The organism is Bifidobacterium sp. ESL0728 (assembly GCF_029392015.1).
Classification (GTDB): Bacteria; Actinomycetota; Actinomycetes; order Actinomycetales; family Bifidobacteriaceae; genus Bifidobacterium.
Genome location: NZ_CP113925.1, coordinates 1,610,921 through 1,631,612 on the forward strand (window position 1 = coordinate 1,610,921; position 20,692 = coordinate 1,631,612).

16 protein-coding genes are annotated in these 20,692 nt (G+C 57.3%); 3 read left to right on the forward strand and 13 right to left on the reverse strand.

From position 1 onward, the window contains the following. Positions 1-119: 119 nt before the first annotated feature. The 7 genes from OZX67_RS06295 to OZX67_RS06325 form a co-directional block, all read right to left on the reverse strand. Positions 120-356: a hypothetical protein gene (locus tag OZX67_RS06295; RefSeq protein ID WP_277141857.1), complete on the reverse strand. Its 237-nt coding sequence runs from the start codon at positions 354-356 to the stop codon at positions 120-122. Positions 357-486: 130 nt separating this feature from the next. Next, positions 487-2,193 carry an NAD+ synthase gene (locus OZX67_RS06300; RefSeq protein WP_277141858.1) on the reverse strand — a complete coding sequence of 569 codons (1,707 nt, stop codon included), beginning with the start codon at positions 2,191-2,193 and terminating at the stop codon, positions 487-489. A gap of 157 nt (positions 2,194-2,350) precedes the next feature. Next, positions 2,351-3,499, reverse strand: a complete 1,149-nt coding sequence (locus OZX67_RS06305; protein ID WP_277141859.1) for an amidohydrolase — start codon at positions 3,497-3,499, stop codon at positions 2,351-2,353. Between the two features lie 184 nt (positions 3,500-3,683). Next, positions 3,684-4,697: a MetQ/NlpA family ABC transporter substrate-binding protein gene (locus tag OZX67_RS06310; RefSeq protein ID WP_277141860.1), complete on the reverse strand. Its 1,014-nt coding sequence runs from the start codon at positions 4,695-4,697 to the stop codon at positions 3,684-3,686. 258 nt (positions 4,698-4,955) lie between these two features. Continuing rightward, complete coding sequence (locus tag OZX67_RS06315) at positions 4,956-5,594, reverse strand: methionine ABC transporter permease (RefSeq protein ID WP_277144970.1); 639 nt, start codon at positions 5,592-5,594, stop codon at positions 4,956-4,958. A gap of 92 nt (positions 5,595-5,686) precedes the next feature. Then, entirely contained in the window at positions 5,687-6,961 is a 1,275-nt protein-coding gene (locus OZX67_RS06320) for a methionine ABC transporter ATP-binding protein (protein WP_277141861.1), read from the reverse strand. A 113-nt stretch (positions 6,962-7,074) separates the two neighbouring features. Further along, entirely contained in the window at positions 7,075-8,091 is a 1,017-nt protein-coding gene (locus OZX67_RS06325; protein WP_277141862.1) for a MetQ/NlpA family ABC transporter substrate-binding protein, read from the reverse strand. A 196-nt stretch (positions 8,092-8,287) separates the two neighbouring features. Between OZX67_RS06325 and OZX67_RS06330 the strand changes: the two genes are divergently transcribed. Further along, a complete protein-coding gene (locus tag OZX67_RS06330; protein ID WP_277141863.1) occupies positions 8,288-8,827 on the forward strand; it encodes a peptidylprolyl isomerase in 540 nt (179 codons plus the stop codon). Positions 8,828-8,909: 82 nt separating this feature from the next. Here OZX67_RS06330 and OZX67_RS06335 read toward each other — a convergent pair whose 3' ends face one another. From OZX67_RS06335 to OZX67_RS06345, 3 genes are read right to left on the reverse strand one after another with little or no spacing between them, the layout of a single operon-like run. Further along, complete coding sequence (locus OZX67_RS06335; protein ID WP_277144972.1) at positions 8,910-11,234, reverse strand: bifunctional (p)ppGpp synthetase/guanosine-3',5'-bis(diphosphate) 3'-pyrophosphohydrolase; 2,325 nt, start codon at positions 11,232-11,234, stop codon at positions 8,910-8,912. Positions 11,235-11,290: 56 nt separating this feature from the next. After that, entirely contained in the window at positions 11,291-11,770 is a 480-nt protein-coding gene (dut, locus tag OZX67_RS06340; protein WP_277141864.1) for a dUTP diphosphatase, read from the reverse strand. After that, positions 11,770-12,060, reverse strand: a complete 291-nt coding sequence (locus OZX67_RS06345) for a DUF4193 domain-containing protein (RefSeq protein WP_277141865.1) — start codon at positions 12,058-12,060, stop codon at positions 11,770-11,772. Before OZX67_RS06345 ends, dut begins: the two co-directional genes overlap by 1 nt. A 178-nt stretch (positions 12,061-12,238) precedes the next feature. Between OZX67_RS06345 and sepH the strand changes: the two genes are divergently transcribed. Next, positions 12,239-13,501: a septation protein SepH gene (gene sepH / locus OZX67_RS06350; protein WP_277141866.1), complete on the forward strand. Its 1,263-nt coding sequence runs from the start codon at positions 12,239-12,241 to the stop codon at positions 13,499-13,501. Between the two features lie 148 nt (positions 13,502-13,649). Here the strand turns inward: sepH and OZX67_RS06355 are convergent, their stop codons facing one another. Beyond that, positions 13,650-14,846, reverse strand: a complete 1,197-nt coding sequence (locus tag OZX67_RS06355) for a nucleotide pyrophosphatase/phosphodiesterase family protein (protein ID WP_277141867.1) — start codon at positions 14,844-14,846, stop codon at positions 13,650-13,652. Between the two features lie 270 nt (positions 14,847-15,116). On the opposite strand from OZX67_RS06355, the gene OZX67_RS06360 reads away from it, so the two are divergent. Further along, positions 15,117-17,861 (forward strand): DNA topoisomerase IV subunit A, encoded by a 2,745-nt coding sequence (locus tag OZX67_RS06360; RefSeq protein ID WP_277141868.1) that lies wholly within the window; start codon positions 15,117-15,119, stop codon positions 17,859-17,861. A gap of 126 nt (positions 17,862-17,987) precedes the next feature. Here OZX67_RS06360 and OZX67_RS06365 read toward each other — a convergent pair whose 3' ends face one another. Continuing rightward, positions 17,988-19,172: an MFS transporter gene (locus tag OZX67_RS06365; RefSeq protein ID WP_277141869.1), complete on the reverse strand. Its 1,185-nt coding sequence runs from the start codon at positions 19,170-19,172 to the stop codon at positions 17,988-17,990. Further along, entirely contained in the window at positions 19,162-19,398 is a 237-nt protein-coding gene (locus OZX67_RS06370; RefSeq protein ID WP_277141870.1) for a hypothetical protein, read from the reverse strand. Before OZX67_RS06370 ends, OZX67_RS06365 begins: the two co-directional genes overlap by 11 nt. Positions 19,399-20,692: the final 1,294 nt, after the last annotated feature.

A 20,692-nucleotide genomic window follows, 5' to 3' on the forward strand; every position in this document is an offset into this window, starting at 1 on the left:
AAATTATGTGATGTACGTCACATTTTTATTTTTAGGCAAAATAAACGGGCCAACAGACCTTTATTTGCCTATTGACCCGCTTGCCTGCTAGAGAGTCCCAATCACGACTCTTGGCCTCCCTACTTGCCGTCGGAGCCGGAACCGTTGTTCCATGCGTTCCACTTGCGGTTCTGCTCGTCCCAGATCAGATTGCGTTCCTGAACGATTTTCCAAGCGTCCTCCGCGTCCTTACGGGACTTGTACGGGCCGCTACGCTGGCCGACGGGCGAAAGCTTGCCCAGCTCGGGCTTACCGGTGGCGGTATTGAAATACCATTGTTTGCCGTTGTCGTTCGTGTTTTGAGTATTATCTGCCATCACAATTCCCTTTTATTATCAACGTAAGCCTTCCAACTTTAACCCAGATCGGTTGCCGGATATGCTCCACTTGCCCGAAGGCGTAGTACACAGGCTCAGCCACGCTTGTCGCAGTCGGCGCGAAGCGTGTTTATTCGCGGAAGGCGCTGGTCACCGGCAGGCGACGGTCACGACCAAAAGCCAACGAAGTGACCTTGGGGCCCAGCGGATACTGGCGGCGCTTCCATTCGGCACGATCGACCAGACGCATCACCGTGTCCACCGTCTTGACGTCGAAGCCGTCTTTCAACAGATAGGCACGGCCATGGGCCTTCTCGATATAGGCCTCAAGGACCTTGTCGAGCAAGGCGTACTCAGGCAGCGAATCGGAGTCTTTCTGACCGGGACGCAGCTCGGCACTCGGTGCCTTTTCAATACTGGCGACCGGGATCATCACACCGTCTTTGAGCGATACTCCCGCTCCCCCGTTCTCATTGCCGACAATTTTCAGTCCTCCGACACCGACACCAGCGGCCGCTGCCCGGTTGCGCCAACGGGAAAGTTCCCAGACGCGGGTTTTGAGCAAATCCTTGATCGGCGCGTAACCGCCCACCGCATCGCCATAAATAGTCGAATATCCACAGGCCAGCTCGGATTTGTTGCCTGTAGCGAGCGCCAGCAGGTTCTTGGAGTTGGAATAGGCCATGACGATGACGCCACGGATACGCGCCTGCAGGTTCTCGGCGGCGATGCCGTCCAAGTCAAGTTGGGATTGGAATGCCTTGAACAGCGGCTCGATGGGTTGAACGTCGTAGTGGGCACCGATATTGTGCGCCAAATCGGCAGCGTCATCCTTGGAACCGTCGGAGGAATACATGCTGGGCATGGAGACGCCCTGAACGTTCTCACCGCCGACCGCGTCAGCCGCCATGGCCGCCACCAACGCCGAATCGATGCCGCCGGAAAGGCCGAGCACAACGCCGGTGAAATGGTTCTTGGCCATGTAGTCCTTGAGCCCCAGGACGCAGGCCGTGTAGACTTCCTCGTCCGGATCGCGCAGCGCGGCAAGCGTGCCGACCTGCTGATGCGCAGACGCCGAATCGAAATCGAAGTAGCTCAAGTCCTCCACGAACATGGGCGAACGCTCAAGAAGCGTGCCGTCGGCGTCGACCACGAAGCTGCCGCCGTCGAAGATCAGATCGTCCTGGCCACCGACCTGGTTCAGGTAAATCAACGGTGCGCCGACCTCGCGAGCGCGGCGAACAGCCAAATCCTGCCGCGTATGGGTCTTGCCCTCCTCATAGGGCGAACCGTTGATGGTGAGCAGCACATCGATGCCTTGCGAAGCAAGTTCCGCCACCGGGCCGCCGTCCTGCCAGATGTCCTCGCAGATGGCGACGCCGACCTTCACGCCTTCGATGTCAAGAATAACCGAATGCTGACCGGATTCGAAGATTCGGAACTCGTCGAACACACCGTAATTTGGCAGGAAATGCTTGTCATAGGTCGACCAGACGGAGCCTCCATGTAGCACCACCAAGCGGTTCGTCGGTTTGCCGTCGACATCGACGGCTGAAGAAGTTCCCACGGTTCCCACGACGACGTAAAGGTTGCCCAAGCCCTCTTTTTCGAGCGTTTGCGCCAGCTGGTCCGCCTTATCTGCGGCGGCCTTGCGGAAGGTGGCCCGGAAGGCGAGGTCCTCGATCGGATAGCCGGTCAAGGTCATCTCCGGGAAAACGACGATCTGGGCTTTTTTGAGCGCGGCCATGCGGCTGAATTGCAGAACGGTGGCGGCATTGCCGTTGAGGTCACCGACACAGGTGTCGATCTGGGCCAAAGCGAAACGTAGTTGAGTCATGTCTTTATCATATCCGTTTCCATGTCGCTTTTGAACAAACGCTACAAGCGATACCGCTTTTGAAATGTCTTTTCAACCACACACGGTGCAGAAAGATGCCGTTTTACCTTGAAAAGCAAAACGACATCTCTACAGATCAATCCCTAGAAAGCGAATATCAGGCGAGTTCGCTTTCGACCTGCAACAAGGCATTGACCAGGAATTCCGCAGTAGGTTCGATTGCTTCATCCAAAGCCACAAATTCAGGGCTGTGGATGCCGTGATGCCCCGGCTGGCCATTGGAGCCAATGGAAGCGAACACCAGCGGACCCAATTTCTGGAAGTCCGCAAAATCCTCGCCACCCATCGACGTGATGACCGGCACAGCGGTGGCATAGCTCGGCACATCTTCGGCCACGGGACCTATCAGCGTTTCATCGCTGACAAGCGGAACCGCAAGCTCGTCCCACTTGATATCAACCGTGATGCCATAAGCCGCTGCGGTGGACTCGACAACCTGACGGAATCGGCGGGTGACCAAATCATGGTCATCGTTGTAGAAATAGCGGACCGTACCGAGGAATCCGGCGGTATCGGGAATCACGTTCCACACGTCGCCGCCATGCACCTCGGTAATCGAAAGAACGACGGGGCGGAACGGGTCGATGTTGCGGCTGACGATGGTCTGCAACGAAAGAATCGTGGAAGCCAACGCCTCGATGGGGCCGGTACCACGGTGCGGCTTGCCGGCGTGGGTGCCATCGGCGTGGAACGTGACGGCGAAGCTGATGCAACCGGCCATCATCGGGTCCTTGCTCACCGCGATTTCACCTGGTTTGTAATCGGGGGTGTTGTGGGTGCCGATAAGGGCATCGACCTTGCCCAGAGCACCGGTCTCGATGACGTGGCGCGCGCCATGGCCGGTCTCCTCGGCGGGTTGGAAGAGGATGACGGCGGTGCCATGGATAGACTCGCGGTGCTCGGCCAGCCAGAAAGCGGCAGCGAGCAGGCCGGTCATGTGGATGTCGTGGCCGCATCCATGCATCACGCCGGGGTTCTTGGAGGTAAAAGGCAGGCCGGATTGTTCGTGGATGGGCAGCCCATCGATATCCGCGCGAAGCACGACTCTCGGGCCGGGCTGCTCGCCTTTGATCTCGGCCACCAATCCGGTCTCAAGCTTGGTGTCCAGCACTTCAATGCCATGCGAGGTCAGTTGGTCGCGCAGGAATTTGGTCGTCTCGTATTCCTTGAAGCCAAGTTCCGGATATTGATGAAGATGGTGCCTGATCGCAATCAAATCGTCGGAAATTTTGACTTTCTCTGTCATAATGCAACTCTCTTTTCTTGTCTGTTCCTATTCAAGGATATCAAACGGTTATTGATTTAAAGCGTCAAACCGGTTCGCCGAAAATCAGAAAGCGGAGAAACCGGCGACAACGGCCCGGGAAGACCTGCCAATGACAGGAGTCCTGCGCTTTCCTCTTTTTGAACTTTTTGACGCCTGGGAAACCTTACGCTCCCTGCGACTTGCGCAGGTCATTTTCGACATCGCTCAGGAACCCGCGGAGCTGCGAACCACTGTATTGGTCGGCGAAAACGCAGGTACCCTTGGATTTCTGCTGCAATGCCGCCTTGAACTCCTTGGTATGGGAGATTCCGGCGAGCTTCAGATAGAGCGGGTTGTTGATATCGGCCTTCTTGACGATGAAGACATTGATATACGGGCGTGCATGGCTGCTGTGCGGGTCGTCACGGAAAATCGACTCCGAGGGCTTGAGCCCGGCATCGGCGACAAAATCGTTGTTCATGATGCCTGCGGCGACATCCGGGTCATTGAGCGATTTGGGGACCTGGGCACCTTTGACCGGCACGACCTTGACCTTGGAGGCGGACTCATCGAGATCGGCCTGCGAGATGAACGGCGTCCACGGATGCTTCAGCTTGATGAGTTTGGCCTGGTCGAGCACGCCGAGAGCCCGGGAAAGATTCGTCTCGTCATTGGGTACGGGGATGCTGGCTCCCGCGGGAATCTGGGAGACATCCTTATATTTGGTGGAATACATTCCGAGCGGGAAGACGCCGGTGGCGCCGATGGGCTGCAGATCCTTGTGGTTCTTGACGTTATAGTTGGCGAGCAGAAGGATATGCTGCGATTCGTTCATGTCGAGGCTGCCGGAATCCACCGCGGGATCCTCGGATGTGTAATCCTGGAAATCGACGAGCTGGACAGAAATGCCGAGCTTTTGCGCCTGTTGTTTGAAAACGACCCAGTCGGGATTGGTCACGCCGACCACGCCGATTTTGACCGGATTGGAGGGCGTTCCTTTCGCCGCGCTCGCCTGCTTGGCCGCGTAACCGCGGTAACCGAAGAACGCCAGCGCCGCAAGCAGCACGATGACGATGGCCGCGATGATGACGTTTCGCTTCGTGTGGTTGACGCGTACCGGTTCCTCCGGGCCGAGTCCGCCGGCGGACAGCGGGCTCAAATCGGGCTGGGATCGTGTATTGGGATTTGCTGATGACATGTGCTTGCCTTATTGATGATTGTGGGTTGTGTCTTGAGGCAAGAATACACGGCGGAAGCGGCGGAAAATATCAAAATATCAAAAACAATTATCCGTATTCGTTATGACGCGTATAAGAACCTCGTTATTCGGCGGCATCGTTTGATTGAAAGAGTCGAAAATAAAAGCGGCGCCGCTTCCTGCCGTTGAAAGCAGGCACCGCTGATAGGATTTCTTCGTATCGCATAAATGCATTACATCAGAAATAAAACCGCGAATCTACTTCTGACGCTTGAGGATGCGCTTGGCCAGCATGTTGGCGATGGCCTGTACGACCTGGACCAAGACGATCATGATGATGACGGCCGTCCAAGTGACGGTGGGATCGAACTTCTGGTAACCATAGGAAATCGCGAAATTACCGAGACCGCCACCGCCGATATAGCCGGCCATGGCCGACATGTCGAGGATTGAAATGAAGAGGAACGCATAGGCCAGGATCAGCGGTCCGAGCGCCTCGGGAATGAGGACGGTACGCACGATGGTGAACGTGGAGGCACCCATGGAACGCGCCGCCTCGATCACTCCCCTGTCCACCGGCACCAGATTCTGCTCGACAAGCCTCGACGTGGCGAACGTGGCCATGATGATCATCGGGAAGATCGCCGCCGCCGTGCCGATCGACGTACCGACGACCTTCATGGTCAGGGGCTGGATCGCCGCGAGGAAGATGATGAACGGAATCGGTCGCACAATGTTGACGATGACGTCAAGAATGCGATAGATCACGGAATTCTGGAAAAGATTGCCCGGTCTGGTTCCATAAAGAATCACACCTAGGACCAAGCCCAGAATACCGCCGACAACGAGGGTGATGAACACCATTTCCAGTGTTTGGGCGATGGATTGGAAGAGCATCGGCTTCAAAATCGACCAATCCTGGTTCGCCGCCAAGGTGATGGTTCCCGTCGGTTTTGCCGCCAATGAACCGGTTATAACATGAAAAGCGCTCATCTGACCTGTTCCTCTTTCCTGTCGCCATCCGTATCGCTGACCCCGGCGGTGTCATCCCTACCACCGCCGAGCACATCAGCCTTATCCGCACTATCAGCGTTTCCAGAGCCGCCAGCCGTAGTGACGTCACCACTTTCTGCCAGCTTCACCTTGGACCCGCCCAACGGCGTCGAAACAGCCGTATCGTAGTCCACGGGCCCTTGCGCGGTACCGAAATCAAACACATCGCTGTCGCGCGACAACTCATCGAGGAATCCATCGATTACCGAAGGTTCCCCCACCAACTCGTAAGTCATGGCGCCGATCGCGTAACCGGTGACCGTATCGATGCCCCCGTAGATCAAACTGGTGGAGACACCGTATTTGGCGATCAGCCCGGAAATGTTCTGACCGGAGGAGGGCACGACCGAATTGTCCAGCTCGTTTTGCGCGTCTTTTTGCCGGATGAGCACTGTGACGATGCGACCTGCCCACTGGCGGTGCATGTCAGCGACACGTTCCGAATCCGGAATACCCGAAATGGCGGTGGCTATGAAACGCTTGGTGATCTCCTGCTTCGGAGCGGCGAAAACGCTATAGGCATCGCCACGCTCGACCACACGGCCATCGCTCATGACGGCGATCCGATTGGCGATTTTCTGTACTACATTCATCTGATGGGTGATGAGCACGATGGTGACGCCGAGCTGCTGGTTGATCTGCTGCAACAGGTCGAGCACCTCCCCGGTGGTTTCGGGGTCGAGGGCGCTCGTCGCTTCGTCTGCCAGAAGGATTTCAGGGTTCGTGGCCAGGGCACGGGCGATGCCGACACGCTGCTTCTGCCCGCCGGAAAGCTGCGAGGGATATTTGTTCGCATGTTCCTCAAGACCAACGAATTTCAGGAGCTGCCCCACCCGGCGTTCCTGATAATCCTTGCGCCAATGGTCGAGAACAAGCGGGTAGGCGATGTTCTGGGCCACCGTCTTGGTGGAGAACAGATTGAACTGTTGGAAAATCATGCCGATTTTGCGACGGAGCGGACGCAGCCCGGATTCGTTCAGCCCGGTGAGATCCTGGCCCAAAACACGAACCGAGCCGGAAGTCGGACGCTCCAAGGCATTGATCATGCGCACCAACGTCGATTTGCCGGCGCCGGAATAGCCGATGATGCCGAAAACGTCGCCTTTGTTGATGCGCAGGGTTACGTCATCGACGGCACGCATCGGCTGCTTTTTGTCTTTGGACTTGAATTCCTTGACCACATGGTCGAGCTCGATGATTGCTTCGCTCATATTCCTCGCTTCTTCATGTTGCTGCGTTCCTGTTTAAATTCCTGTCTGAGTATCTACCGAGCCGATCGGCAGCGAAACAAGCTGCCAATCGGCTGGATCGACTGAAAACAACATCAGTCTTTGGCCTTGGCGTCCTTCTCGACATCCCGTAGGAAGCCCTGCAGCTGCTCGGCACTGTATTTGCTGGCCAGAGACGCGCTGTTATCCGATTTCTTCATAATACCTGCGGACACCTGCTTGGAATGGAAGATCTTCACCAGCTTCAGGTACGTGGGATTGTTGGCTTCGGCTTTTCGTGCCACGAAAATGTTGATGTAGGGCCTTGCCTCTTTGGTCTCGGCGCTGTCACGATAGATGGCGTCATTGGCCTTGAGACCGGCGTCCTTGACGTAATCGTTGTTGATGACACCGGCCGAAACCTGCGGGTCCTTCAACGAATTGGCGACCTGCTCGGCCTTGAGCGGAAGAACTTTCACCTTCGAGGCGGCGGTGTCGATGTCAGCCGGAGTGGTGAACGCGGTCCATGCGTGCTTGAGTTTGATCAGCCCGGCGGATTTGAGCACACCGAGAGCGCGGGCCTGGTTGGTCTCGTCATTGGGCACGGGAACCGTGGTGCCGGCCGGAATGTCTTTGACATCCTTGTATTTGCTGGAATAGATACCCAGCGGGTAGACGGCGACGCCGCCGATAGGCTGCAGATTCTTGTGATTCTTGACGTTGTAATCGGCAAGGTAAAGAATGTGCTGGAACTCGTTCAAGTCGAGATCGCCGGAATCGAGCGCAGGGTTCTCGGAAGTGTAATCCTGGAAATCCACCAATTTGACGTAGATACCCTGCTTTTGCGCTTCGGCCTTGAAAATCGGCCATTCAGGACTGGTGACGCCGACCACGCCGATCTTGATCGGATTGGATTCGCTGCCTTTGGTCGCAGCCGCTTTCTTGCCGGCGAATCCCCGGTAACCGAAGAAGGCGAGCACGACAACCAGCACGACGACCACGGCCGCGATGATGACGTTACGCACGGTATGGTTCACCCGCACCGGTTCCTGCGGGCCTTGGAAACCGTCGGTCGATAAAGGTGATTTTTCGCTCGCATTGCCAGCGTTGTTGTGATCGTTGGATGATGTCATGTTGTTCCCTCATTTCGATGGTTGTGCTGTGGCAACCATACCTGCACTTACGCTTTCGACACAACGCAAAGGCCAGAAAGACCTATTGACATTCGTTATAACCAGTACAATAACGGTTAGAAATTCAGTGTTTCCGGACATCTTGTATAGCACTGCAATGACGCGCTCGTCCTAACACGGTGGGAAAATAAACCTCATGACCAATGTAATCATGCATACCACAGAGGGCGATATCGTCCTGAACCTCTTCGACGACAAAGCGCCGAAAACCGTCAAGAACTTCATCGGTCTGGCCACCGGTGAAAAGGAATGGACCAACCCCGAAACCGGCGAGAAGTCGCACGAGCCCTTCTACGACGGACTCACCTTCCACCGCATCATCAAGGATTTCATGATTCAGGGCGGCTGCCCGCTGGGCAACGGCACCGGCGGCCCGGGCTACGAATTCGACGACGAGTTCGCCGACGGCCTCAACTTCGACCAGCCTTACAAGCTGGCGATGGCCAACGCAGGACTGCGCCGCGGGCGCGACGGCCAGCCACATGGAACCAACGGTTCGCAGTTCTTCATAACCACCGTGCCGACCCCGTGGCTCAACGGCCACCACACCATCTTCGGCGAGGTGGCGGATGACGCCGGCAAGTCCGTGGTCGACCGCCTGCAGAACCTGCCTACCGACGGCAACGACATGCCGCTGGAACCGGCGGGCATCGTCTCCGTTGAAGTCGTAAAGTAGGTTCTTGATTCAATAACAATAAGTCCCTCACCATTCACTAATCTGATGGCGAGGGACTTTCGCTACGTAGCGATAAATGATGCTACATCTTGCGCATGTGCGGGACGGCGGAATCCTTGGCACCGGTGAGGCGATAGACGTCGAAGACGCCGTCGATCTTACGCACCGCACTCAACAGCGTGTTCATGTGCTGCGGATCGGCCATTTCGAAGGAGAACTGGCTGGTGGCCACGCGATCAGAACCGGTGGCGACGGTGGCATTGATGATGTTGACGCCATGGTCGGAAAGCACCTGGGTGACGTCACTCAAGAGATGCGGGCGGTCAAGCGCCTCCACCTGGATCTTGACCATAAAGAGGCCCTTGGCGCTGGTCCAGGCGACCTCGACCACACGGTCCGGCTGCTGCTTCTTCAGGTTGAGCATATTCTGGCAGTCGGCACGATGCACCGAAACGCCCTCGTTCTTGGTGATGAAGCCGAGAATCTTGTCACCGGGAACAGGAGTGCAGCAGCGGGCCAGCTTGACCCACACGCCTTCCACGCCCTTGACCGAAATGCCGAGCTTGTTGGTGTCGCGGCGGCGTTCGGCGTGCTTCAGGGGCAGCGCCTCCTGCTCAACGTCCTCTTCGACCTCGTCCTGCCCGGCGTCCTTGACCAGGCGCGAGATGACGTTCTGCGTGGAGACCTGACCGTCACCGATGGCGGCGAACACGGCATCGGCGTTGTCGAAGTTGAGCTCGTCGGCCACACCGACCAGCGCCTGCGGGGTCAAAAGGTTCGAGACCGGCAGGCTGCGCTTGCGCATCGCACGGGTGAGCTCGTCGCGGCCTTCGTCGATGGCCTCGCTGCGGCGTTCCTTGCTGAACCACTGACGAATCTTATTGCGCGCCTTCGGGCTCTTGACGAAGCTCAGCCAGTCACGCGAAGGTCCGGCGGTCTCCGACTTGGAGGTAAGCACCTCAACGGTATCGCCGCTTTCGAGCACGGTGTCGAGCGGGACGAGGCGGCCGTTGACGCGCGCGCCCATGGTGCGATGGCCCACTTCGGTATGCACAGCGTAGGCGAAATCGACAGGTGTGGCGTTGGCCGGCAAGGAGATGATCTTGCCTTTCGGCGTGAAGACGTAGACTTCGGCGCTGCCCAGATCCTCTTTCAAGGAACCGAGGAATTCGTTGGAATCCGGTGTCTCGCTGGTCCAATCGGCCAGCTGTTGGATCCACTTGAGGTTGTCGGCCTCGCTTAAGTCCTGGTTTTCTTCGCTTTCACGTTTGCGGTCGCCCTTGTCCGGTTCGCTGAGCTTTCGTCCGGCCTGCCCGTTTTCCTTGTACTTCCAGTGGGCGGCGATGCCGAATTCACTGCGCCGGTGCATGTCCCAGGTACGGATCTGAATCTCGACGGGCTTGCCGCCGGGGCCGACAACCGTGGTGTGCAGGCTCTGATACATGTTCATCTTCGGCATGGCGATGTAGTCCTTGAACCTGCCGGGAATCGGGCTCCAGCGGGCGTGGACGGCGCCAAGCACCGCATAGCAGTCCTGAATGGTGTCGACGATGATGCGCACGCCGACCAGGTCGTAGATGTTGGAGAAATCGTGGCCGCGCACGATCATCTTCTGATAGATCGAGAAATAGTCCTTCGGCCGGCCGGTGACGGTGGCCTTGATGTGCTGATCGGCAAGGTCCTCGTTGATCTCGCTGATGATCTGCTTGAGGTAGACGTCGCGCTGGCCGGCACGACGGTTGACAAGCACGACGATCTCGTTGTAGATCTTCGGATAAAGGACCTTGAAGCTCAGTTCCTCAAGTTCCGTCTTGATGGCGTTCATGCCGAGCCTGTTGGCCAGAGGCGCATAGACATCGAGGGTCTCGCGGGCCTTGCGCTGTGCGTTGGAAGGCTTGACATAACGCCAGGTGCGGGCGTTATGAAGACGGTCTGCCAGTTTGACGACGAGCACACGCACATCGCGGCTCATGGCCACCACCATCTTGCGGATGGTCTCGGCCTGCGCCGAATCGCCGACCTCCATGTTGGTCAGTTTCGTGACCCCGTCGACCAAGCCGGTGACGGTATCGCCGAATTCGGCACGACAATCGTCAAGCGTGTAATCCGTATCTTCGACGGTGTCGTGCAATAATCCTGCGGCAACAACCAACGAGCCCATGCCAAGATCAGCAAGAATCTGGGCGACAGCCAGAGGATGAATGATGTAAGGCTCACCAGAACGGCGACGCTGGTTGCGGTGCTGCCAGACGGCCCTGCGGTAGGCGCGTTCGAGGATTGAAAGGTCGGCGTCGGGATGATGCGCACGGCAGGCGCGCACGATGGGCTGCAGCGGGTCAAGCGGGTCCGTGCTGATCTCGCAGCCCAGTATCCTCGCCGAATTGTTGTCCGAAACCGTATCGCCCATGCCCGCTCCCATCACCGTATCTGCGTTCATTCTATCTGATTGGAGGACGGCCCACACTAAATACTGGCCATCCCGGTGGAACCGAAGCCCCGCTCGGCCCGATCGCTGCCCGGCAACGTTGCGGCGGGGACGAACCTCGCCTCGACGTAACGTTGGATAACCAGCTGCGCGATGCGGTCCCCGGCGTGCAAAACCGCCGTGTGCTCAGGGTCGAGGTTAATCAGAGGAACCTTGATTTCGCCACGGTATCCGGCATCGATGGTGCCCGGCGCGTTCAAAACCGTCAACCCCATCTTCACCGCCAGACCCGAACGCGGGTGTACAAGGCCGACGTAACCGTTGGGGAGCGCAATGGAAACGCCCGTGGGCACCAAGGCACGCTGAAACGGCTTGAGCTCAACGTCCTGCGTGCAGGTCAAATCGGCACCGGCGTCGCCCGCATGTGCGTAACGCAGGGCAGGCACGTTCCCATCGGCATCGGCCTTCAGCAGCACCTCGACGTTTTCCGGTTCGTTGTAGCTTTCGGCGTAGGCCATCAGGCGGCGCACTCCTTGCACACCGGGCCGTTGGCGCCCATGTGGTCAAGCTGGCTGCGGTGTTTGACGAGGAAACACTCCGAGCAGATGAATTCGTCACCCTGCATGGGGATGACGGTCACCGAAGAATCCTCATTGCTCAGGTCCGCACCGGGCAGCTCATAGTCCTCGGCGATGGCGTTCTCGTCGTCGTCGATGTCCTCGGCTGAATCCCGGTTGCTCTTGCTCAACGCCTGAAGGGATTCCTCGTCCTCGTCCTTGTTGCGAGGAGAATCATAATCCTGAGCCATCTCGCGGTCCTTTCTTGTTGGTTCACGGTATCTTATACCGATGGCATCCACGTCACAAATGTGTTTTACGGGCAAAAGGATACACGATTTAACAAATTCGTAAAGTACGACACGAGGGACATAATGGAATAAAGTAAAATTCTCGTAGTTTTATTTCCTGCAGGAAAGTGGTGCTCGCATGTCAATCAGTTCAGTTGCGGATGCTCGGTTCGACCATGTCGACGAAGACGGCGAGCTCGTATTCGTATCGAAAGGATTGAAGTTCCGGATACCGGTGGATGACACACTGGAACACGCCATTTTGGAGGCCCGTCAGATCTTAAGCGAGACCGACGAAGCGAGTAACCCCGGAATGGCGCAAACCCTACCAATTTCAAGCATTCAGGCACTTATCCGTGCCGGTGCGCAACCCGACAAAGTCGCTGAGAAATACGGACTCAGCCAGGCGCTGGTACGGCGTTTTTCGGCCGCGGTCGAGACGGAAAAACAATACGCCATCGAGCAGTTCCTCGCGGTTTCCGCGCCGAAAGGAAGCAAGGTCCATTCCGTCGAAGAGCTCATCGCCCGCACACTCGCGGCCGCTCGCATCGGCATGGAATCCGTCAAGTGGGGCGCGACACGCCGAGGACGCGAACCCTGGCTGATTACGGCAACATTCAGCACCCAGCGCAATCGCATACGGGCCGAGTGGACATGGAACATGCACGACAACACCGTGGAATGCCAGAATGCGGCGGCGCAGATATTGCTTGGTGAGGGGGAAACGGCTCGGAGCGCCGATGAGTCCAATGACGCAGCGCAGGAGGCAACGGCGCAAAACAGCGGTTCGGAACAATCAGGCGAAAATTCCGGGGAATCCGCTGCGGCAACACCTCAAACATCCATGAGCGGAAACAGTGATGAGGCGATGACCACTGCCGAATTTGCAACAAGCCAGTCCCTGCCCGGCGACTCCGTACGTTCCGCGCGAATTGCCAGCACCGTGGCATCGATGCAGGAAACGACGGAAAATGATACGCCTCAAACGGCTGGTTCACGAATTGCAACCGATTATGGCCATACGGGGCAGAAACGAGAAAACTCCGCCGGCCCTGATCCGGTATCGTTGCCATACCCTGCACCGACCGCCAATCCGCAACCGTCTTTGCCTACCGCTTCAGCGCCCGATTCCGCCACAAACGCAACAGTGCCGGTCGATGCCCTGTCGTTGCCGCTACCCGATCGAACCCCAACGGCACAACCTCAGATGTTTACCCCGTTCAACAACGATTCCATGCGACAGACGGAGAACGGCAACTCAGCCATCTCCCCCGTTGCCAATGCTCAGCAAAGTATGCAAGAGACGAACGGCGGCAAGAATCAGGACGATCGCAAACACGGCAAGCGCAAGTCCGGTCGTTCCGCCGTACCCAGCTGGGACGAGATCCTCTTCGGCGAATAATTTCCCCAAGCCGCTGATAAAAGGCGATTACCAGCGATCAAAGCAGATCATCCGATCAATTACAAAGAGGTATCAGGCCAATCCAGCCAAGACGCAACGATTGCCACAGCCAAGACGACCATGGCAATCAAGCGAGGTCAATCAAAAATTATGCGACATCAATCAGGGACGGAATCTCGCGCTCAAGATGGGTCAGCGAGCCATGAACGCCTTTGAGCCCCATTGCCCCCTCGCTCTGAGTGCGTGAATCCACGATAGTGGCGTTGCCTTTCGCGCAAACGAGCACATCGCCGATCAATGGCCGCACTCGAGCCTCCACGTTGCCGTAAAGACCTTGTTCAACGGCAACGTCGCGGGTGAGGACCTCCGCACGATCGCCCAGTTCTTGCCGCCAACGCCCGGCCATGGCATCGATATCCGTATTGGGCTCGGCATACAACATTGTCATACGAGGTTCACCGGCGACCAAGGCGACGTCACGCGTCAGATTCTCCCGATTCGCGATATCGATCTGGTGCTCGAAATCGACCTCGACCATGCCATGATCGGCGACAACCACCATCAGGGTGCCGGGTTTCAACCCACGTCTCAACGCCTGCAGCTGTTCATCCGTATTTTCCAAGGCGCTGGCCCATTCCTCGCTGAACGGACCATAGTGATGACCGGCCTTGTCGACATCGTCAATATAGTAATACGTAATTCCGGGTTTGGCGGCGGCTTTGGCAGCGGCACGCACACGAAGCTCCTCATGTCGCGATCCCTGATATTCCGGGCCTCGCAAGGCAGCACGAGTGAGAGCCGAATGGGCGAATTTCGGCAAACCCACGCTGGTGACGCGCACACCATCCGCGACAAGACGTTCGAAAATCGTGGGCTGTTGTTGCAAATCCTGCGGATCGGGAGCGCCGGCAAAGCTGATAAGCTGGCATACCTCCCCCGTTTCCTGATTGCGTTGGGTGAAGCCGGTCATGCCGGTCATACCCGGGCAAGTACCAGTGCCGAAAGCGCCCATGACAATCGGCGTGGTGCTCGGGATACAGGTCGCTATCGGATTTGCATTACATTTCTGGTTCATCAGACCGCGCAGATACGGGGCGTGCCCGGCACGCATGGCGAGGTTCCAGAAACCCAAACCATCCACCAAGACGATGACCGCTGACTCGGCTTTGGGAAAGCCCAAAGCCACCCTCGCGGCCTCCGGGTCGGGATGAATGGAAGTCGACATCGGGTGCCCGATGACGGCGCTCAAAGCCGGCAGAACCGCCGAAATATGACGAGAGCTGCCATACGCATCGATTCGGCGGAATTTCAGCAGTTCATCCATTGGCTCGACTTCAACACTCATGACTCCATTGAATCACCGCGCGCCGAAAAGCGAGGTTCACAAAAATGTGTCCCATCGAAATTCTATGAGTCAAGCGAACAAAACCGCACATCCCCTATAACCTGCAACTTCAATGATTTCAACGATTCATGGATTAATACAACACGTTTAAGCTGACAAAATTTTTATCTCATTAAAAAACGTGAGGCTGCCCAGCAATCCAAAACCTCGACAAGGGCAACCGGTATGATAAAGCGGATTGTCTTTTAGCAGATAGAGGTGCTTTTCAGTATGGCTCAACGTCGCAAAACGGCCAAACCAGCCTATGACCCGCACACGGTCAAGGAGAACATCGTCGAAACGCCGCTCGACGAGGAAATGAGCAAATCATTCCTTGAGTACGCCTATTCGGTGATTTACGCGCGAGCACTCCCCGACGCGCGCGACGGCCTCAAACCGGTGCAGCGACGCATCATCTACCAGATGGGCCAGATGAACCTGACCCCCGACAAGCCTTATATGAAATCCGCCCGCGCCGTCGGCGAGGTGATGGGCAAGCTGCACCCGCACGGCGACTCCTCCATTTACGAGGCCATGGTGCGTTTGGCGCAGCCGTTCGCCATGCGTCTGCCGCTGGTGGACGGGCACGGCAATTTCGGCTCGCTTGACGACGGACCGGCGGCCTCGCGTTACACCGAAGCACGGCTTGCTCCTGCTGCATTGGGAATGAATGCGGATATCGATGAAGATACCGTTGATTTCTCCCCCAACTACGACAACAAGTTGAAGGAACCGGACGTGCTGCCGGCCGCCATCCCGAATTTGCTTGTCAACGGCGCTTCCGGCATTGCGGTGGGCATGGCCACCAATATGGCCACGCACAATCTCGGCGAAGTGGTCGCCGCCGCGAAATACCTGATGAAGCACCCCGACGCCACGCTTGACGAACTGATGGACTATGTGCCCGGGCCGGACTGGCCGGGCGGCGGCATCATCATCGGACGTGACGGCATCCGTGAAGCCTACGAAACCGGACGCGGAACGCTGACCACACGCTCAGCCACCCACATCGAAAACGTGACCGCACGCAAGAAGGCCATCGTGGTGACCGAACTGCCGTTCATGGTCGGCCCGGAACGTGTGCTCGAACGCATTTCGGAAGGCGTGAAGAACCACCATATCGAAGGTGTTTCCGGTGCCATCGACTTGACCGATCGGCACAACGGCACTCGCATCGTCATCGAAATCAAAACCGGTTTCGACCCCAATGCCGTGCTCGCCCAGCTCTTCAAGAACACGCCGCTGGAAGACAACTTCACCATGAACAACGTGGCGCTGGTGCACGGCCGGCCGCACACCATGGGCTTGAAGGAGATGCTCGAAGTCTGGGTGGAGCACCGGCGCAACGTCATTCACCGGCGCAGCGAATACCGGCTGCGCAAGGCGCAGGAACGGCTGCACTTGGTCGAAGGCATGCTGCTGGCGATGGTCGACATCGACGAGGTCATCCAGGTCATTCGCACCTCCGACAACGCCGACGCCGCCAAGACTCGACTCATGGCCGTCTTCGACCTGGACGAGATCCAAGCACAATATATTCTCGACCTTCGTCTGCGCAGACTTACCAAGATGAGCCGTATCGAGCTTGAGGCAGAGCAGGACGACTTGAAAAAGCAGATCGACGAGCTCAATGCCATCCTTGCCTCGGGCGAACGGCTTGATGAGGTCATCGTTTCCGAAATGGACGAAGCCGTGGAAAAGTGGGGCGACCCGCGCCGCACGGTACTGCTCGAACGTCACGAGGACGGTAGCCTGACGCCGGTGCGTTCGCTGGCTTCATCCGGAACTGCTGCCGATAGCGCCAGCGCCAATCCGGATTCCTCCGCCTTGGCCGCCATCCGCGTGGAGAACACTATTTCCCAAGCGGCACAGGACGTTGAAGCCGCAAAGAAAGCCAAGAAGGCCGGCAAGGTCGAGGAAGCAACCGCAGCACTGCGGCTGGATGACGAACCTTGCACCGTGATGCTCAGCGCCACCGGGCTCATCGCCCGCACCTCGCCGAGCGCCGTTGACCTTTGGCAGACACGTGAGGCCAACGGGAAGCGTGCACACGATGACCAAATCGTCTCCATTTTCGCCAGCACAACGCTTTCCAGCTACGGGCTCATTACCTCTGCAGGTCGTCTGGTTCTGGCCCATGTTGCCGATCTGCCGTCACTGCCCGCAAACGAAAATCTCAATGTTTCCGGCGGCGTGAACGCCGACGAATTGCTCGGTATGACCACCAGCACCGAGCCTGTTTCGGGCGAACATGTCGTAGCAGCCATCGCCATGAGCGATGTTTCCGGCAAGGCCGAATCCGCGGATTCGCGCGACGGCAATGCTAGCAGCTCCAATGCCGCCACCACCCCGCTGGCCATCGGTACCCGCAAGGGCATCGTCAAGCGCTGGAACCGCGAATCTCCCAGCACCATGGACTCCTGGCCCGTTATCGACTTGAAGGACGGAGACACCGTCGTATTCGCGGCGCCCGCAGCCGATGACGACCGTATCGTCTTCATCTCTTCCGATTCCTCGCTGTTGACCTTCGAAGCCAATGTCGTGCGCCCACAGGGACGTACCGCAGGTGGCATGAACGGCATCAGGTTGGCCGACGGACAGCATGTCGTGGCCTTCAACGTCGTTCCGGCCGGCAAGATCGCCTGGACTTATGATGAAGGCGAAAACGGCCTGTATTCGGCCTCCGGAGCCGTCGTACTCACCGTGGCCGGCGATGACGCGGCCCTGCCCGGAACCGAAACCGGAGCGGCCAAGGTGACCCCGCTGGAGATGTACCCGACCAAGGGACGCGGCACCGGCGGCGTACGTTCGCAGCGCTTCCTCAAGGGCCAGAACATTCTGACCTGCGCCGCCATCGGCACCTATCCGCTATACGCCAGCACCTCCGGCGGAACACCCGTCGAACTGCCCAAGCCGGACATGCGCCGCGACGCTTCAGGTGTGGATCTCCCCGCACCTATCGAATACGTGGCATAAAAGTGGATTAATCATCCATGTGGTCGCAATCTGAATTTTCCATCCAGATTGCGACCACATTATTTTTCGATGACCACCTATGCAACACTCCTATCCCGTTAGGGTTTTATATGAAAGCACAAATTGTCATAATGAAGGCTCTTTCTTTTTGAACGACACAATCAGCAGCAGTGAGCAAGCCGCAAGAGGCAGACAGAGAAGCGACACTCCGGAAATTCCGTTGCACACCTTGATGAGCCATCCACCAACCCACGAACCCAACAATGACGCAATGCCGGAGAATGTGCTGGTCCATCCGTACGCACGCGCCAACATAGAACCCGCAGCACGGATCTTCCCCGTCAACAGGTCAAGTGTCGGACTGATCAACAGCTCCGAAAGGCTGAAAGACAGGGCGAAAACCACGACCTGCAGCGCATTGGTCGGAGCCAGCAAGACACCGAACGCGCACACAAAGCACGCGAATCCCAAAAGCAGAATCGTCGTGTCCCTCACTTTGCCGAGCGCATGCACCAGCAAGGGATATTGCAAAAGAAGGATGAAGACCGCATTGCCCATATACACCGCATTGGACGCAGTCTGCGTATGGAACCCCGCGTAGGAACCGATGGGCACGACCAACGACCACTGCGCATAGACGGTCCAGTAGATAAAAGTCAACACCAGCAGAATCGGGAAGGCGCTGTCACGGCCGAACAGCTTCCGGCCCTGCTCACGCCGGTCTTGCGCAATCGATGAATTCTTGGATGCTTTGCGCGATTCCTCCTCTGGCGGACTGAATCTCAGCAAGGTCATCAGCAGCGCAAGAACGGCATACAGCGCAATCGATACGAATACCAGACGCCTGAACCCCAACAGCGCAAACAGGCCAGCGCCGACCGCTGGGCCCACCAATGCGCCCGAGTTCACGGCCATCGATCGCAAGGTCACCATCCTACGCGATGTGGCGCGGCGCATCAGTTCCGTTTTGACCGCCAGGCTGGCACTGCTGCTTCCCAGCGACGCCGCAGCGGAACACACCAAGTAAACAGGCAACGTGGCATTGGTGGCGAACACGGCCAACCCGCCGGCACGCAAGGCAAGACCAGCGACCGCGATGGGCTTCGCCCCGGTTCTCGACATGACCTGCCCGCAGACCGACGAACACAACGGGCCGACCCCGGACAGTACACCGAGAATGAGGCCGGCGTTAGCGGCATCAAACCCCTGTTTCAGCAACTGGACAGTCATCAACGGATAGAGCATATAGGTCGTCATTCCGGTGACCACGACGACAAGCAGCAGCGAATAACCACGATCCTCACTCGTCATCGCTACCGACCCCGACCGTTTTGACAACCGAAATTGCCTTATCCTGCGCCAGACCGGCATTGTGGCCGCTCGCAATTGCATTTTCCATTCGCGACCGGCAAGTTCCAACATCGCAATTTTTTGCCAATACTTCCAAATGAGAATTGCATACCGCAGCAGCTTCAGCCATCTTGCCCATACAGAACATATTTTTGATAGAAGGCAGAATTACCGACACCTTAACCATCTTCTTCAATAGTATTACGGTGCCGTTTACAGTACACACACCACCAGTTGCATGTACCAGAATGATGTTCGTAACGATATCACAAACTCAATGGATACTCAATTCCGGCCATTTTCGGTTGCCTGCCAATTATCCATTTATGATTACCGATAGAGTTTCATGCCTTGCGGGGAGGGCGTGAAACCAGCGGTGCGCAATAGCTGCGTGTAGTGATTCAAAGCGGTTAACTGTTCGCCGTTGACATCGCGGAAGGTGACGCTGCCGCGTTTGTTGCCGGTTCGCCGGCCTGATTCATATTGTGAGCGCAAGGTATCGGCCAACTGGGTGATAGCGCGTTGCAGCTCGAAATCAGTGGCCTTGAAACACAGCAGATGATGGCTGGACGGGACGGCGTAAAGTATCGGTTTACCTTCAATGAAGATGACCATGGAACCAACCTTGCGCATTGGTTGAACTGGCTTCGCACGCTTATGCTTGGCCCCGACGCTGGTACTGGCAGGCTGGCTATCGTTCGACTGAACCGACGGCTTGCTTGGCACGTGTTTCCCTTCACCTTCTTGCGAATCTCTTATCGCTTGAGCAGTGTCAATGCTGGCAGATTTGACAGCAGTCGAATCGTTCTCCTGATTGATTTCGGCGCTGCCGTTATGGGCGATACCAGCTAAACCGTCGGGCGTGTTTAACGACGGCCATGCCACGGTGCCACCAGCGAGACTGGCTGAGTCGGCGGCATCCAACGCCACCGCAAGCGGGGCATCTTGCACGCGCCACTGACGCAATTGGTCGATTGTGGTACGTTCTGCAAATTGAACCGCAGAAAGACCTCGAACGAACATGCCCCGCACCAACGTGCCGGTGGCTTCCATCTGTTTCAAAACCGGATAGATATCCGAAAAACTCAAGTCTTCCGGATCCATATCCATCAGAGGCGGTGCGATGATGCCATAACGGTCAAGCAGCGTTTCGACCTGCGTGACGGCACGTTGTTCCGGACTTACATCTTGCGATTGCGGCACAGCCGACCAGAGACCGGCCAATGTTCCCGGCAATTGCGGGCGCCGTTCAACCCGCGCGCGGCCGTATAGCCGATGACGGCTCATTGATGCTCTTGCATATAAACGACGCGAAGCTTGAGAACCGCTACCATTTTGCAGCAATGCGCGAACCGGGGCGAACGACGAATTGGTGACCTGCCCTCGCCACACCAATGACCACACTGCACGTTCGAAACCGGAGTCGCCGACAGATGACATTCTCACCTCTCCGGTCAGAGGGTTCACGACCTCCTCCGGTT